The 15,751-nt window shown below is 67.0% G+C and carries 11 protein-coding genes; 6 read left to right on the top strand and 5 right to left on the bottom strand.

The annotated features are described in order from the left end of the window. The first annotated feature begins 239 nt into the window (after positions 1-239). Positions 240-521 (top strand): hypothetical protein, encoded by a 282-nt coding sequence (locus tag OG386_RS46435; RefSeq protein WP_328786171.1) that lies wholly within the window; start codon positions 240-242, stop codon positions 519-521. A gap of 196 nt (positions 522-717) precedes the next feature. Here OG386_RS46435 and OG386_RS46430 read toward each other — a convergent pair whose 3' ends face one another. Continuing rightward, a complete protein-coding gene (locus tag OG386_RS46430) occupies positions 718-3,120 on the bottom strand; it encodes a DEAD/DEAH box helicase (protein WP_328793572.1) in 2,403 nt (800 codons plus the stop codon). 199 nt (positions 3,121-3,319) lie between these two features. Between OG386_RS46430 and OG386_RS46425 the strand changes: the two genes are divergently transcribed. From OG386_RS46425 to OG386_RS46410, 4 genes are all read left to right on the top strand, one after another. After that, on the top strand, positions 3,320-4,279 hold the full coding sequence (locus OG386_RS46425) for a TniQ family protein (RefSeq protein WP_328786173.1): 960 nt from the start codon (positions 3,320-3,322) through the stop codon (positions 4,277-4,279). A gap of 274 nt (positions 4,280-4,553) precedes the next feature. Continuing rightward, on the top strand, positions 4,554-5,084 hold the full coding sequence (locus OG386_RS46420) for a hypothetical protein (protein ID WP_328786174.1): 531 nt from the start codon (positions 4,554-4,556) through the stop codon (positions 5,082-5,084). After that, positions 5,081-7,468: a Mu transposase C-terminal domain-containing protein gene (locus OG386_RS46415; RefSeq protein ID WP_328786175.1), complete on the top strand. Its 2,388-nt coding sequence runs from the start codon at positions 5,081-5,083 to the stop codon at positions 7,466-7,468. Before OG386_RS46420 ends, OG386_RS46415 begins: the two co-directional genes overlap by 4 nt. 200 nt (positions 7,469-7,668) lie before the next feature. Continuing rightward, complete coding sequence (locus OG386_RS46410) at positions 7,669-8,535, top strand: AAA family ATPase (protein ID WP_328786176.1); 867 nt, start codon at positions 7,669-7,671, stop codon at positions 8,533-8,535. Positions 8,536-8,696: 161 nt separating this feature from the next. Here OG386_RS46410 and OG386_RS46405 read toward each other — a convergent pair whose 3' ends face one another. Both OG386_RS46405 and OG386_RS46400 read right to left on the bottom strand, forming a co-directional pair. After that, on the bottom strand, positions 8,697-11,792 hold the full coding sequence (locus OG386_RS46405; RefSeq protein WP_328786177.1) for a hypothetical protein: 3,096 nt from the start codon (positions 11,790-11,792) through the stop codon (positions 8,697-8,699). A 470-nt stretch (positions 11,793-12,262) separates the two neighbouring features. Then, positions 12,263-12,901 (bottom strand): helix-turn-helix domain-containing protein, encoded by a 639-nt coding sequence (locus tag OG386_RS46400; RefSeq protein WP_328786178.1) that lies wholly within the window; start codon positions 12,899-12,901, stop codon positions 12,263-12,265. A gap of 136 nt (positions 12,902-13,037) precedes the next feature. Here OG386_RS46400 and OG386_RS46395 point away from each other — a divergent pair, with 136 nt between their 5' ends. After that, complete coding sequence (locus tag OG386_RS46395; protein WP_328786179.1) at positions 13,038-13,247, top strand: hypothetical protein; 210 nt, start codon at positions 13,038-13,040, stop codon at positions 13,245-13,247. 224 nt (positions 13,248-13,471) lie between these two features. Here the strand turns inward: OG386_RS46395 and OG386_RS46390 are convergent, their stop codons facing one another. After that, on the bottom strand, positions 13,472-13,753 hold the full coding sequence (locus OG386_RS46390) for a hypothetical protein (RefSeq protein ID WP_328786180.1): 282 nt from the start codon (positions 13,751-13,753) through the stop codon (positions 13,472-13,474). Continuing rightward, entirely contained in the window at positions 13,750-14,118 is a 369-nt protein-coding gene (locus OG386_RS46385; RefSeq protein WP_328786181.1) for a DUF6247 family protein, read from the bottom strand. Before OG386_RS46385 ends, OG386_RS46390 begins: the two co-directional genes overlap by 4 nt. Positions 14,119-15,751: the final 1,633 nt, after the last annotated feature.

Genomic DNA, 15,751 nt, shown 5'->3' with positions numbered 1-15,751 from the left:
CCACGCCCTCCATCAGCGCCTTCCCGGGAGCACCGTTTCCTGGAGCACTGCAGCCATTGACCTGGAAAGAACTCCCTGGCCGTGGCGAGCAGCTCGATACCGCCACCGGCAGGACGCTGAGACGCGGACAAGGAAGGTTGGGAACTCCCTTGGAGGGATAGCGGCGAACCGCAGCAAGAAACGCCAGGGCCCACTCGCTATATGAGGCTGAGCGGATGGAGAGGGGTGGGCGCCGGCGGGTGACCCATGCAGAGCAGCGGCTGGCACGATTAAGCAGTTGGAAGCGCACGAACCCAGACCTGATAGAGGCGGCCCAGCTGGAATTGTGTCGGTCACAGCACGACCTCAAGATCGCAACCAATCTTGTCTTTGCCCTGCTGCACAGCGACGACAGGGAATCGGAGCGGCGGCTGCGTGAGCGCGAACGGAGCGATGAAGGTGAGGGCTTGGCCGTCTTCCGCAGGCCGACCATCGGGGTGGTCGATATGCGGGTGGTGCTGGCCGGGCCTACCGAGCAGTAACCAGGCGGACGGCGCAAGGTGTATCGAGGGGACCGAGCCGGCTGGCGAGAAGGGGCGGGCAGTTGGCTAGCAGCCTGGGAAGAGCCCCACAGCCACGTGTGGCGGCCAGTCCCGATGTCACGTACATCCGAGCGTAAGAGGAAGAGGCTGCGTAACCGTTGATCTGGCGCGAACCCCAGCCTGATCGGTGTGCACGTCAGCCGGTCTCCATCGGTTCCTCCCATGACTCTGCACTGGTCCACCATGGTTCATTCGCGTCGCTCGAAGTGGAGCTGGGGGGCAGTTCCCGGAAGAGGGGATCGGTGTCGATCCCCAGAGCGGCCAGGGCTGAGATCTGCGCTCCGGTCAACAGCGCGGTCTGTTCACGGCATTGAGAGATCCAACGCCCGAGACGGACAGGGTCTCCGTGAAGGTCTTCGCGGTGGGTCGACGGGACCTGGAGGTGGCCTTCCCGCTGCAGATACTGACGCGCCGCCCGCAGCCCACGGTGAAAGGCTCGCATGCGCGGGCTTGGGGCATGCCTGAGCAGCAGCGCGTGGGGGTGGGGGTCGGGATGCTGGTTGACGAGCTGGACGAGCAGGGCGACCTGTTGTGGGTGCAGTTCGCGCTGTTGGGTGATCTGCCGGTCGAGCCACGTTCGCGCGTCTTCGCCGGAGCTGGGTGTGGGGGCGAGGCCGGCGTTTCCACGTAGGGCGGTCTGCACGCAGACATGGGTGTAGTCGTGCTGCCAGTCGATACCCCAGAGTGGGTTCCACCAGGGGTCGACGGCGGTCAGGGCGTCCAGGCGAGCGGTGTGCATGCGTCCGCTGTCGTGGAGGGCTCTTTGGCGGTTGAGCCAGCGGATCAGAGAGCCGTCGCTGCTGCTGGGCGCCTTGGCGACGGCGAGAGTGCCGTGGGCGTCGGCGAAAACGGCAGCTTGCGCGAGGCGGTCTTCGAAGCTTCCCGGCGGGTGGGGCCAGGCGATGCGAAGGCTGGACAGGGCCAGAGCACGGTCGGGAGCGAGGATACCGTCGGCGTAGAGGGAGCGCTGTTGACCGATCCAGAGGCCGAGGGGGTAGCCGGAGGAGTCTTCGTATTCGCTGGGAACGTTGAGGTGCTGGTGGTGCTCGTAGTATCTGATGGCGGCGGTCCAGCCGGTTGCCCATACGTGGGTGTTGACCTCGTGGGCTCGCAGGCCGGTGAGTGGGGCGATCTCGGCGGCTCGCTCAGGTGCCGGAGGAAGCGACTCCTTGAATCTGACACGCTCTGAGGTGCTGCCGAGGCGCCGCCAGACTTTGGTGTCATGGTCACGCAAGCCGTTGAGTACCTCCCACAAGATCTTGAACTCGGATGATTCGAGGGCCTTCTCTGTGGTTTGCCGGCGGCCGACGTAGATGGGGATGATCAGAAGGGCAACCTTGCCGGATCCGAGTGGCTGGCGGAGCGCACGGCCGAGGGCCTGGATGATGTCCGAGGGGCTGCTCTTGGGGTCAGCGAACAGGACCGCGTCGGCGTCAGGTACGTCGACGCCTTCTCCTAGCACTCGGACGTTGGACAGCACTGCGCCGTCGACGGCGCCGGGGATTCTCGTGTGGTTGGCGAGAAGGGGAACGTTTTCAAACTCGGTAAGGCGGCTGGTGCGCTCGCTCAGAGGTTGGCGGCTGTGGAGGGGGTAGGTCCACAGCTTGCGAATACCCGTACTGCGCGCGGCTGCGGTAACGGTGGTCGGCAGGGTCCGGCTGAACTGATGGGCGTTGGCAATGCGGCTGTGGAAGCTGATGACGCGGCGCACTTTGTGGGTGGCCATGGCACGTAGAAGGCTTACCTGGAGAGCGGACAGGCGCAGTCCGTCGATGTGCTGTGTGGCGCCGCGGCGTTGGAGCACTTCGCGAAGTTCTTCATCATTGATGACCGGGACGACGATGCGGTAGTCGGCCAGAATGCCCCGGTCGATGGCGTCGGCCAGACCTAGGCGGTAGACAACGGGGCCGTAGATGGTGGGGTCGTCCATGGAGACGAGTGGCTCGGGTGTCGTCTGCGGGCCGGTGGTCGGTCGACGACGCTTCTTCTTGGGGTCGGGGAGCGTCCAGGTGCGGGGGGTGGCGGTCATGTAGAGGCGCCGCCGGGCGGGTATGACACTGTCTTCGTGGATGGCTGTCCACTGTTTGCTGCTGCTTCCGCTGCTGCGGTGCGCTTCGTCGATGATCACGATCGACCAGGGGGGCACCCGGTGCTGCTTGTGTGCGCGGGCGAGTGCCGGCAGGGAGTCGTAGGTAGCGAAGACAACCGTGGATCCGGTGTTGGACGTTATGTGGTGGGCAATTCGGCGGGCGTCGGTGGTCAGGGGGAGCCGGATGGTGCGTGCCTGGCTCGGAGGGAGGGAGCAGACACCGAGCATGTTCTCGATGACGCTATGCCTGGCCCAGTGGGATGCCGTCTGGCTGATCAGGTTCAGTGACGGTACAACGACGAGGATGTTGCCGAGCTCGGCAAAATACTCGCCGACCCGCATGGCAGTGAGCGTCTTACCGCTTCCGGTGGCGGAGTACATGGTCACGCGAGGCATGTGAGTCAGTCCGCGCACGACGGCTGTGTACGCCTCACGCTGGTGATCCCGCATTTGGATGCCAACGCGCTTCATGAGGTGCGGCCTTCGATCGGTTTCCTGCAGAGTCGGGCGTCTGGGGTTTGAGGACAAGATACTTCCCTGAGTGCCACGTTCGGGTTGGTCTCAGCGAAGTACTCTGTTCCATATTGAGCCCACCATTGCGGAGTTCACAGGACACGGGACCATAGATGGTCTGCGAGCGGAAATAGGAATGCATTTGGTGCACATACGTCCACTGCCACTGCAGATCCGGTTCATCGTCGGAGAGTCCACGGGTTCGTATCTGACACGACTCGCGTCCCGCAATGGGTTGACGGTAAGCCGGCTGCTGGACAGCCTTGGTAATGGCCGTTCCTCACCAGAGGTGGATCCACGCTATACAGAGCTGTACGTGAACCGGGCCGCCCGGGACCGTCTTGCCGCGCTGGTGGCACGGTCCGTGAAGGAGCTGGTCAGAGCACTGCCCAGCACTGGAGACGAGCACCTGCTGCGAGAGGGGGGTGGCCCGGCGTGGAGGTGGCCGTGGGCACCACACGGCGGGTTCCTGGTGAGGGGGTGTGCGCTGTGCGCCGCCTCGCGGGAGGCCGACGCACCTGTGTGGCTCATACGCCCCGACATGTGGCATATCTGTGTACGGCATGGTCGCTTCAGTGACAATTCGCGCGATGACAGTATCCCCTTCATCGATCTTTCCCCCGGCCCGCAGGTGGTGGCGGCAGAACGCCAACGCCAGGACCTCATCCGGCAGCTTGGGCCGGCGGGGCGGGTCCTGATGGCCGATGCCTTCGGCGTCCTCGCCCACGGCGCGACTCATCTGCCGCGCCTGGGAACCGACCGCACCACGCCCCTGCGCCTACTGCCCGCTGCAGTGAATCTGGCCGCTGCGATGGCATCGGTCGAGCGCCGCCGCCTTGAGGGACGCATCACGCCCAAGGACTACGCGCAGTGGGTTGAGCAGGCCCCGTCGCGGTTCGGTCTGTTCGTGGGCAGGGTCCTCGGAGTGTGGGCTGCGAAGCACCCCCTCCTCGACACGCCGGTTCCCAAGGAACAGCCCGGAACGTACCTGCCTCTTGCTGCTCCACACGAGCGAGTGGGCGGCATGCAGTCCGTCGACGAACTCACCTGTGTGCCGTGGGATGTCCTCGCGGCTGGCGAGCGCCCTTATGGCTGACCAGGGCAGTCCCGGCGCCCGCGGACTGGAGAAGCCCGGTCCGCTCGCATCGGACGAGCAGGGAGATCTGCCAGTGAGCATGGAAGTACGGGTGCGCTACCGCAGTGCGGCGGGTCGCACCGTTGTTAATGACCCGAGTGTCTTGCGCGGTGTCCCGCTCGAGGAGGGCACCCCCTTGTCCGAGCCGCGTGCTTACCGGGGGCGGCGGTCCATCCTGACTGACTGGTTCTCCTCAACGAGCGGACTGACTGTGTGGTGTTCGAGTACGGTCCAGATGGACGCGGCCATGCTCCTCGACTTTGATGCGGACATCGTCTGCTTCCAGTCCGGGGTCGCCGAGCTGCACTGGCGGCATGAGGGACAACAGGGAACGGTCCGGCCTGCGTTCTTCGCTCGCACACGCGATGGCCGGCGGCTCGTCATCCCTCATAGCTCCGTGGCCAGGCAAGCCGGTCTGGAGGAGCGGGTACTGCATCAGGCAGCTGCCGCGGCGAACTGGCAGATCCGTCCGCTTCAGGTACGCGAAGGAGTGCTTCAGTCCTCGCTTCGGTGCGCTGCCCACTTCCGCGGTGCCGAGTTCGCTCCTGGGGTCCAAGCCCGCCGGACGCTGCTGGACGTCTTCGCCGCGCCGCGCCCGCTGCTGGAGGGCGCGACCGCCGCAGGCCTGGGTCTCCAGGCTGCCGGTCATGTGTGGCACTTGCTGTGGACGGGAGCTCTGGACTTCGACCGGACCCTGCCGCTGCTCCCCACCTCGCGTATATGGGCTGCCAGCATCGGAAACGACTCTTCAAAGGACGACGGATGACCACGGCTGGACCGCAGACCGCAGCGGCGCAGCAGAATCGGCTACCGCTGGGTGCCCGGGTGCGGTGGCAGGGCGGTACGTACCAGGTCCTCGTCCTGCAGGGCGCGGAAGTGCAGCTGGGTTGTCTGGACGGACAGGGACACGACGCCCGTGCCCTGGTGGCTACTGTGGTCGGCGCTGACGACTACGCCCTGCTGGACGAGGGCGGGCAGGTGCAGGACGCCGTGCAGGTGGCGGACACCAGCGGACTGTCGTTGTTGTCGAAGGCCGAGCTTGCGGCGGTACGAGACTGGGAACGTCACCTGCGGGAGATCGACGACGGGATACCGCCGGATGCCGCAGAGGGCACGCTGCCGCGTCCCGGCTACGATCCGGCACGCTTCACGGTCCGCCAGCGCATCGCAGCCAAGGCCGCCGAGCTGAAAGCGCTGGGTTTCAAGAGCTCCTCGGTCAGCACGATCGAGCGTCGTCGGCGTGCCTACCAGGCACGTGGTGTATTCGGCCTGGTCCGTGACATCGTCCCCGGCTCGCCCTGGGGGCGTACGGACGAACGAGTGGTGCGGCTCCTGCTGGCCGAGGTAGAGGCGGGACGGGACGAGTCCGACGGACACGGCACCCGCCTGTACGAGCGGGTGCAGGCGGCCGTGGAGCGGGAGCATCCCGAGGAGTACGACCGGCTGATGATCTCCCGTGCCACCTTCTACCGGCTGCTGGAGCGGCTGGGTATCTCGGTGGACTCGCTGCGGTGGCCGACCCAGCGGCGGATGGACACGGCGAACGGCGCTACTGCCCCATACACGCCGACGTGGGCGCTCCGGCTGGGCGAACAGGTCCAGATCGACTCCACGGGTCTGGACATCATCGCGATCGGTGACGACGGCCGGCCTGTGCAGGTCGAGCTGACCGCGGCGATCGACGTGGCGTCGCGGTCCATCATCGGGGCGATGATCGTGCCGAAGGTTCCCGGTCGCGGCCCCAGGGGCCGGCGGCTGGGCGGGCGCGGCACCCGGTCCTTCGACGCGGTGCTGATGCTGGCGCAGGCCCTCGCGCCGATGCCCGGTCGGCCCGGCTGGTCGACATCGGCCATGGCAGAGAGATCTGAGATGCCTTATGCGGACCTGGTGGCCTGCGATCCGCGCATGGCCGGCGCCGCGGCCCGGCCGGTGATCCGGCCCCGGATGATCGTCGTCGACCACGGCAAGATCTTCAACAGCGAGCACTTCGACGATGTGTGCCGCATGCTCGGCATCAACGTGCGCCCGGCCCGAACTCGCACCGCCACCGACAAGGCCGTCATCGAAAGCACCTTCGGCGCGGTCAAGAAGCGATTCTCGCAGTACGTCGCCGGATACACCGGTTCCGATCTCGCCCGGCGCGGCAAGCACGTCGCCGAGGGCCCGCTGTGGAGCCTGAACGAGCTACAGGACCTGCTCAACGAGTGGATCGCCCTGGACTGGCAACAGAATCCGCACGACGGACTGCGCAGCCCCTTCCTGCCGGGGATCACGATCAGCCCGAACCGGATGTACGCGACGCTGGTAGCCGCCGAGGGCCACGTGCCGCTGCCGCTCACACCCCGCGAGAACCGCAAGCTGCTGCCATTCAAGCGGCTGAAGGTGACCGACAAGGGCATCACCATCGACAACCGCACCTACAACAGCGAAGCCCTGCAGGAGTACAGGAACCGGCACAGCCAGATCCCCGGACAGGGCATGAAGTGGCAGATCCGCTACAGCCCTTACGCCCCGCGGTTCGTGTGGCTCTACGACCACACCATCGACGACTGGGTGGAGGCCGAATTCATCCATCAGCGCCTGATCAGTGATGCCTGGACCCAGTGGACCTGGGAGCAGGCCACACTGCGTGTGCTGGAGGACGGCGGCCGCAAGGAGGACCAGCGACGCATCTCGCGTGAGGTGTCCGCGCTGCGTGAACGCGCCCGGCGCGGCCCCGACCCGAGGGCGAAACGGGTGCCTCACCTGTTCACCGGCCCCGTCCTGGACCTGAATGTGGACGTCCCCGATCCCTACGAAGGGATTCCGGACCCGGACCCGGCGACGGTCGTACGGGCACCGTCGCTGGCCATGGACGCCAAACACGTCCTGGCCGCGGGAGACACCACTCCCCCGGCTGCCCCGGCTATTTTGGAACAGTCGCAGGCGGCTGTACTCGCCGTCCCTGACAGCAGCGACAACGACAATCACGAGGACGAGCAAACCGACTGGTCTCGTCCGTCCGGTGCGGACCCGCTCAGCCTGCGCGGCAGTGCGGCCGACATCTTCGCCTTTGGCTACAGCCAACCTGCAACCCAGCCCATGACCAACAGCCCGAGACCCCACAGCAACGCATCCGACGATGACGCCGAGGACGGAGAGGTCTTGTGAGCCGAGAAGAACTGATCCGGGCTTTCAGCCCGGAGGTCGCTCATGCCGTGAGCCGGCCTATCGAGGCACCACTGCTGACCACTCGGGAGGGCTGGGACGCCGCTGCCTCACGCACGCTCAAAGCACCCGACCTCACGGACTGCGCTCCCAAAGGCACCCGGGTAGGGCCCCGCGACCCGCGGCTGATGTACCACGGCGAGATGCTGCCGGTGATCACCCCTGCGCTGCGCCGCGGTCTGCTCGACGCGCGGCGTCAGCTGCGCAAGAACCGCTTCAGCAGTGTCGGCCGCAGTACCAACATAATCATCGACGGGGACCGTGGTACTGGAAAGACCACCCTGCTCGTCCAGATCGGCCGCGGCTTCCAGGGGCTTATCGAGGCTGACCTCGGGCCCGACTCCAACCGCATCCCCGTCATGTACATCAGCGTCCCGCCCGAGCGGGAGACCAACCTGCACTGGTCTCTGCCCTTCGCCGAGTTCCTCGGCCTGAGCCACACCCTCAACCCAGGCGACCGCACCCGCCGACCGGCCGACATGACCGAACCCATCGCCCACGTCATGGCCCACGCCCGAACCCAGCTGATCCTCGTCGACGGTGTGGACCGCATCCAGGACCACGAGATCGTCGGCGCCTTCGACTACTTCGAGGCTCTCCAGGACCGCACCCGTACGACCTTCATCTTCTGCGGCACTGGGGCTCGAGAGATCGTGCACGACGCGCGCAACAGCAAGCGGCGCAAAAGCCTGCCGCCAGACGTCAAGGGCAGGAGCTCCTTCAGCGACCTTCCTGTGCTGTGGGCTGGCGCCATCCCCTACGGCGAGGACTGGCACAGCTGCGTCAAGGGGTTCGAAGAAGACCTGCGCCTACACGACCACCAGCCTCGCACCCTAGTCAGCCTCTCCCGCTACCTCCATAAGCGCACCGGCGGCTACATCGACTCCCTCAACGACCTGATCTGCCAGGCCGCCCAGGAAGCCATCGAAACCGCGCACGTGACTGGAACCGAAGCCATCACCAAGCATCTCCTCGACGACATCCGCATTGGCCGCGGCGACAGCCGCTGACCGCCCGGGTGCCGCGGGGAAACCGGCGGTACGAAAGACGATCGCGTCCGCTCTACTCCAGCCCCGATACGACTGCCGGCCGTGGGAGACAATCTGATCTGCTGGCCTGCCCAGAGGCCAACCCCCGGTGCCTGCCGACATTCTGGGTCATGAAGTGAAAGCTAGCCGTCTTCACTGGTGAGGGACCGATGCAGGACGAACATATCTACATGATCGGCGTCGTCCGTCCAATAGCCGTATCGGTCACCGAGCACACGGAGCAGTACTTCAGGTTTAAGGCTGCGTCGGCGGATAACCAGACCCAAGTTGCTGGCCGTAGCCAGGGCGGCACCGTGAAGATGTGATCTTAGAGCGCTTACCGTGAAGGCGTGGACCGGCACGGGCTCGTCATCGGGACGCTCGGCCGCCATCATGACGGCCCTGAGCCGCGTGCGGCATTCAGCGGAGTCGTTGAGGCCCGGCCGAAGGCCCTGCTGCTGAAGACGACGGTTGCCGACGAGATTGGCGATGGCAGTCAGAAGGTGCCAGTCCTTCCAGCCCTCTTCGCGTAGTAGCGCCGCAGTGCGGTTGAATTCCGGGTCAGCGCTCAGGCCCGGCAGTGTGTAGCGGATGATGGGCACCAGGGCCGCATAGCGGTGGCGGACATCCTCGATCGCGGCGCTGTGGTCGTATCCAGGACCCGGACCGGTCTTGGCTTCGAGGGCAGCAGACTTGGGCCGACTGTTGAGAGGTGCGTCGGCGCCGACGGCTAGATCAGGCAGTGCCGACATGGCTTCGTAGTCATCAGGCTTGAGGAAATCTGCCAGTTCGCCATAAGGGCGGCCGGCGACGAGCTTGTGCCACAGACCGCCTGCAAACCCCTCCTCAATGAGCTTCATGAACGCCTCGTCCGGGAGCAGCGACTGGGAGAGAAGCACACTCACGGTTACAGCGGTCAACTCCTTAGTAAGTGTTTCCAGTTCCTGGCTGCCGGCTGCGGCAAGTCGCACGATCCACCGATTGGCATCTGGGTCGGCGACCTGTTCACAGTCGGGATGCTGGTCGCGTGTCGCGACGGAATCAGCATGCACGTCGACTGTAAGACGGCCCGGCAGAAGCAGGGGGTCACGGGTAGCGAGCTCGGCAACGAGTACCTGCACCGCGGCGGTGAAGCCCTCGGCAGCCAGGACCGACAGCCGATCATTGGCACACGTGATCTCCCAATCGACACCGAGCGCGCTCCAGGCGTAGCGACGCCTCGGGCCGGCGTCGCTGAACGGCCTCCCCACTCCTTGAGTGTCGGCTTCGTCGATGTACACGCTCTCGGCCTCAGCGGACTTGCCGGGAATCGAGGCGACGATCTCGTCGATGGCGGCGTCGAAACCCACTGACGCCATGACTTCGCGGAGGAAGGGAGCGAAACGTGGGCGTACGGCGAGCGCAGCGCTCATCGTCAGGGCCTGGTTGGCCATCACGTCCCAGACGTACGGATAACGCTCAACGTTGAACGGTTCGTCAAGGTAGGCGTTTTGTGCCATCAGACCGATACGGAACAGATGGGTCGCTGACAGCGAGTTCCCGGCCTGATGGTCGTATTGGGCAGCAAGGATGATGCCTTGCGGGACGAAACGCGTCAGTTCCTGGTCTGGTGCAGACCCCGATGCAGCGGCGGCGGCCAGTGCGCATTGTTTGGCCGCCACTGCCAAGCCGAGCTCACTGTAGATCCGTGAGCACAGCAGCAGCATCGTCAGTCCCCCCTCCAGGGTTTCGCCGTGCCACCAGTTGATCTTGGCATCGTGGATCTCCCGCAGCGCGTCGAGGAGGCGGTCGCTCTTGGCCAAGGCCAGGCCGCGGGCCTGCGCCCGCTCACCTCGCGCCGACTGCCCGGCAACCCGGTCGGTTGCTGTATCGAGCAGGTCGCGAACCTCCCGGTACAGCGGATGGTCCACCAGCAGAGGTGCAAGCAGGTCAAAGAAGTCCGCGACATGCTCGACGGGAAACAGCGGGGCATCGTCCAGGTGCCGTCCCAGCCGTGCCAGCGTCTGCATGCCGGTTTCGATGTCGGCGAAAGCCGGCCGAGTGGTCTCAAACTCGGGCATACACTGCCTGCCCGCCATCGCCTCGCGAACTCGAGCGGTGACCTCTGCAATGGTAGGCAGATCCTGCGGGATCTCTCGCGGCTCAGCAGGCACCTCCGGATGCAGGGCCAGCCGCGCCCGCAGCGCGAGAAGGTGCGCTGTGGCGTTCGGTGCGGGGCTAGCCTCCAGCAGGCGGTCGGTCTTCTCCTCCAAGTTGCTTTGCAAAACCCGCAGTTCATCCGAGGTGATAGTGGTCAGGGCGCGTCTCAGAGCCCCGAAGGTGTACCCGAGGAGTACGACAGCATCCTCGAGCAGCCCGGGGTCGTCGAGCGAGTCGTCCGTTATCACCCCGGTGAAAAAGTCGCGGGCCAGATCATCCACCGGCCGCATCGTCTCAAGGCCGCGCAGTGTTGCGACCACGATCTCGTAGCGGGTGCGCAGCGCAGTATGTCCCCCGGACGTGGCATCAAGCAGAGCACGGGCGTGGCCGAGCCAGTCCGGCAGATCAGCACGGGCTTCGGCGTGGAACGTGGCGTGGCGCAGTGGCACCTTCAGGTCGATCAGGTCACCCAGAGTGGAACCTGGCTCCTCGCGCTCGTGCCACCGCTCGCGGGCCTGGATGTACCAGTCGGGAAGGGCCCCGGCGCTCTCCGGTCGGGCAGGGGCAAGGTCCGACGACAGATGCAAGTACTGCACGGCGAGGTAGAAGAGGTCGTGGTCGGCAAGATGCGCAGCGAGCGCAGGTGCATCCCAGATGTCCAGCTCCACCCGGTGTGCCCGCGCCGCCTCCTCGATCAGTTTGTGTTTCTTCCCGGAAGGGATAGGAGCCACCGTGAAGTAGATGACACGGTGAACAGCCGTGCCCTGGCCGCAGATCGACGCAAGGTCGTTGCGGATCTTCGACGGCACCTCAGCCTTCTGGATCGTGCAAGCCATCACGACACGCTCCATCGAAGCCAGTGCTTCGAAGACAGAGGTTCCCGGCAGCTCGCGAGGAATGTTCGTCCAATGGCTCTCAGCGTCCCGGCCCTGGTCGCCCCCGCTGCTGACAGGCCCCGTCGCAGGATGCATGTTGCTGGTGATCCGCCGACGCGCCAGGCCAAGGCACAGCAACTCGAACTCGTGGTGGCTGTTGGTCTCAGCAAGGGTGTCCAGTTCGAACCGGATACGTCGCTCGAGCTGCACGGCATCGTCGGCCATACCCCTACCCCCACATCGAACCAGTCACAGCACCGCTCCCCAGTGTCAGGCACGACACTGACAGCGCCTGAATCAGCATCGTCCGCTGACGCCGAACCCGCCCGGGACCCTAGGCGCCAAGGTAACGCCCCGCCCGCCTCAAGCCTCGGTGTTTGGCAACGCTCAACTAAAGAGCGAGGCACGTCAGGGGCGCTTACCTGTCTCTTGGACGAAACTGCACTTCAAGCCTGCGCTCCCTCCCGCCGTCAGCGCCCCGCCAACGGACCGCCACGGCTACACTCCCAGCATCCTGCCCAAACTTCTTCGACACATAAGGTCATCTCAACCGAGATGACGAGGCCTCTCATCCTTTGAAGTCGTGCAGTTCATGGGCACATTGCACGCGGCAAGCCCAGCAAATCACCCTGGCAACGCCAGAATTACGAACAAAGATCATCTTCTCAGTTTATGAAGTGTCGCAGGTCAAAGGATTAGAGCTCGGGAGGCTGCTTCAATCTCATTGAGAGGACACACCCGATCAGGGAACGCCGGGGCTCGTCGGGGGCTGTCAGCTTCCCGTTCGCCGCAGTGCAGGCGATCCACTGGAGCAGGGTGGTCTTGCCGCTGCCGGCCAGCCCTTTGATGAGCGTCGGGCCGCTGCGCCGCAGGGCCCGCTCGGCGCGCTCCACCCGCTGGCCCCGGCCGTCGGGCTCGGACAGTTCCAGGGAGAGGTATGCGGCGTCAAGCGGCCAGCTCGACGCGGCGGGCCCGCGGAGGTCCAGCCCGACCACGGTGAGGCTGCCGTGCCGGGTCTTGAGGTAGTTGCGGTAGCGGGTCTCGAAGTCGGCGTCCCCGGCGGGGGCCCGCCGGGCGGGCCGGGTCCGGTCTGGCGGCGGGACGGTGAGGCATGCCTGCCGCATGGTCAGCAGCGCCTCCAGGCTCAGGCCGAGCACGGGGGCGAGGGCGGCGAGCGTCTCCTTGCTGGGCACCGACTCGGAGTTGAAGGCCTGGCTGACGGTGGTCCGGCTCAGCCCGGACAGGGCGGCCACGGAGGTGGCCGTCTGTCGCTTGCGTAGCTTGGCGCTCTGCAGGACCGCGCGCAGGTTGGCCAGCGGGCTCTGTTCGTCCATCGGCCCTCGAACCTCCGGGTGTTCAGGACTGTTCATTCTGGACCGCCCGCACAGCAGCGCACAGCGGAACGCGGAAGGTGGTGGTCACGGGCGGTGCCGGACAAGCCGGAACCGCCCTCCACAGAAGGAGAGTTCCATGATGATGGTGACCTTCGGCGCCCGGGACGTGCTCTTCGGCATGGCCGTCCTCGTCGCACTGCTGCTCGCCCTTCTCGCGGCCGTCGCGGCTGGGGTGCTCGCCCGGTCGGACGGGGCCACGGTGCCGGCTGCGGTCTCCCGGGCGGGGGTGGCCATCGCCACGACCCTGGGGGTGGCGGCGAGCCTGCTCGCGCTCTTCAGGCGGTGAAGCGCCCAGTTGCCAGTGGGCGCCAGCGGGGGCGTCCGCCACCGCCGTACGGCCAGCATCCGAAGCGGAGCTCGCTTCCGCACGCTGACCAGAAATGACACGCCCCTGTACTGATCCCGGGATCAGCAGGGCGCGATGTCCTCAGAACCGCTGAGAAACAGGGCGTTTGGGTAGGAGGCGCCGGGGTCAGACGCGTGGGTGCCGCAGGCCGCCTCTGAGCACCCTCAGATGTCGGTGTACGGGGGGATCACGCGGACAATGGCGATGAGGTGGAGGCGGGGCAGGGGAAGGGCGTAGAACCATCCGTCGGTCAGGAGGGGGATGCGGCGCAGGCCTCCGGGGACGCCTTTGCGAGCCCCGTCACCGATGTCGGTGACGTCCACGCCGACGTCGGCGAGTGCGACGAGTTCGTGGGCCAGGCGCTCGACCTCGGCGATGACGTGGTGGGGCAGGCCTTTGACGACGTGTTCGGCATCCGGGTCGTACTCCCACCGCCAGCTGCTCAAGACTCCCCGCCGTGTGGCAGGCCGGCCTCGGCCGCGGCTTTGTCGAGGATCCGGCCGATTTCGGCCGCGATCATCCGCCCGTCCTCTGGGTCGGTGACGTGCGCGGCGCGGGCTTCAAGGTGGCGCAGCCGCGCGGCTAGTTCCGGATGCCGCTCGATGGCAATCTGCAGGGCCCACTGCCGTAGGAAGCGGTGCATGGGGGCGGAGCTGACCTGTTCGCGGGCGCGAGCGACGGCGGCTGCTCGTTCGGCGTCGAAGGTGGCCACCGCGTCCGGTGCGATGCGGGTCAGTGTGGCCCGCAGTTCCTCGACCGTGGTCGGCGGCTGCGGGGCCCAGCCGTGCGGATGCTCGGCTGCGGTACTCACGCGGCATCCTGCTGGTCGTCGCAGTCTCGGCGGCGGTGAGCTGCAGCGAGTGTGGACACGTGCTGGCGGGACCACCCGACCTGGGCGGCGACCGCGGCAGGTCCGCCCCGCTCGTAGCCGGCAGCAATCCGTCCAGCGGCCTCGCTCAGGGCAGCGCGTGCCTGGTCCAGCGTGGCCGCAGCCTCTTCAACTTTTTGTGTGAGCTGGTCCAGCTCACGTGTTTCATCCGGATCCAGCGCCAGGCGGGGCGGCCGGGGGGCAGTCGTCATGGACCGAGCCTGCCTCACCCCACCCACAAACGCAAGCGCACTTGACATTGACCGCATGGTGGCACCTTCCTCCGCACACGGTGCCATCCACCATGCTGCCGCGATCCACCCCGTCCAGGCCGCCCTCCTCAAGGCCGGCCCTCCCCGGACCTCCCCACAGCCGCCAACTACGAGCTCGGGCAGCACCACACCCGCCGCGCCCACACCGCACCGGACCCGGCACAGCCGGCCGCCGGGGGCCGCCGGCCGCCGATATGCAAGAACCGCAGCCCCCGCCAAGACCGACTGACTGGCAACCGGCTCGGACAGCGGCGGGTATCCGGACGTCATCAGCAAGGACTCCCTGGGGGTGGTGGTCAGCGGGTGTGGGCGGGACCCGGCCGGTACGGCGGACTCTGACCGGGACGCGGGCGGGCCGGTGCACCGGTATCGGGTCCGGCCGTCTGCAGGCCACGGCCCGCGGTGCGCGTCACCCGGCCGGTACGGGACTTCGTCCCCGGCGGCCGGGGCGGGGTACCCGCAAGGCCGGCGGCCTCGCGCACCCGCACGGCCGCCTCGGCGGCGGCTTTCGCCTGCGCCCGGAACTCCTGCGCGCGATGCCAGGCAGCGGCCCTCCACCGCCTCCACGAGCGCGATCAGGAGCGTCAGCACCACCGCGGCGCCGCCACCCCGGGCCACACGCGGCGCGTGCTCCAACGCCCGTGTGGAGGCCCGCCAGCCGGGGCGCGGCCCTCCAGAGCCCGGGCGCCGGGGGCGCGGGCGGCCTGCTCGAAAGCATCGGCAGCCGCCCGGACCCGGTCTCGGACAAGCGCCGGGAGTGTGCGGCTGCGACGGCCAGGAGGTCGCCGAGTGCGGCGACATCACCGGCACCCTCCGCTTGTCCGGCGCGGCCCAGCAGTGCGGAGGCCTCCCGGATCCGGTGCTCCGCTCGCGCCCAGTCCGCGGGGGGGCGACGTGTGGGGTGAAGCGCTCGCGGACCCGGGGCAGGGACAGGTCGTAGGCGAGGGTCGAACCGGCAAACCACACCGGACGGGAACCGCGGTCCGCCCGGTCACCGGGCAGGGCCACCGAGTACCCGACGAGGGTGCCGTCGTCGCCGTGTCGCTCGCGTACACGCAGGCCCGCGTCGCGCAGCCGGTCGAGGAAATCGGAGTCGCTCTGCGCGAGGGCGGCCGCCGTCCGGACGGTGCGCTGCAGCACCTCCCGGGCGGCCCAGGCGTGGACGAGGTTGGGCCAGATCTACCGGACGGTGATGGACCGGTCGCTCAGGGGGCGGCTGTACTTGGCGTCGACATGACTCTGGTCGACCGGGTAGATCTCCATGCGGCTGCCCCGGCCGTCGTTGTCAAGGTGGCGGACAAGCC

Source organism: Streptomyces sp. NBC_00273 (assembly GCF_036178145.1).
Lineage (GTDB): Bacteria > Actinomycetota > Actinomycetes > Streptomycetales > Streptomycetaceae > Streptomyces.
This window is presented reverse-complemented; position numbering and strand designations above follow the sequence as displayed.

Excerpts from the sequence above, each read along its gene's own strand:
- OG386_RS46395 (WP_328786179.1), top strand. The coding sequence starts at position 13,038 with ATGATGATGGTGACCTTCGGCGCCCGGGACGTGCTCTTCGGCATGGCC.
- OG386_RS46415 (WP_328786175.1), top strand. The coding sequence starts at position 5,081 with ATGACCACGGCTGGACCGCAGACCGCAGCGGCGCAGCAGAATCGGCTA.
- OG386_RS46405 (WP_328786177.1), bottom strand. The coding sequence starts at position 11,792 with ATGGCCGACGATGCCGTGCAGCTCGAGCGACGTATCCGGTTCGAACTG.
- OG386_RS46430 (WP_328793572.1), bottom strand. The coding sequence starts at position 3,120 with ATGCGGGATCACCAGCGTGAGGCGTACACAGCCGTCGTGCGCGGACTG.
- OG386_RS46420 (WP_328786174.1), top strand. The coding sequence starts at position 4,554 with ATGGACGCGGCCATGCTCCTCGACTTTGATGCGGACATCGTCTGCTTC.
- OG386_RS46400 (WP_328786178.1), bottom strand. The coding sequence starts at position 12,901 with ATGGACGAACAGAGCCCGCTGGCCAACCTGCGCGCGGTCCTGCAGAGC.
- OG386_RS46425 (WP_328786173.1), top strand. The coding sequence starts at position 3,320 with ATGCATTTGGTGCACATACGTCCACTGCCACTGCAGATCCGGTTCATC.
- OG386_RS46410 (WP_328786176.1), top strand. The coding sequence starts at position 7,669 with ATGCTGCCGGTGATCACCCCTGCGCTGCGCCGCGGTCTGCTCGACGCG.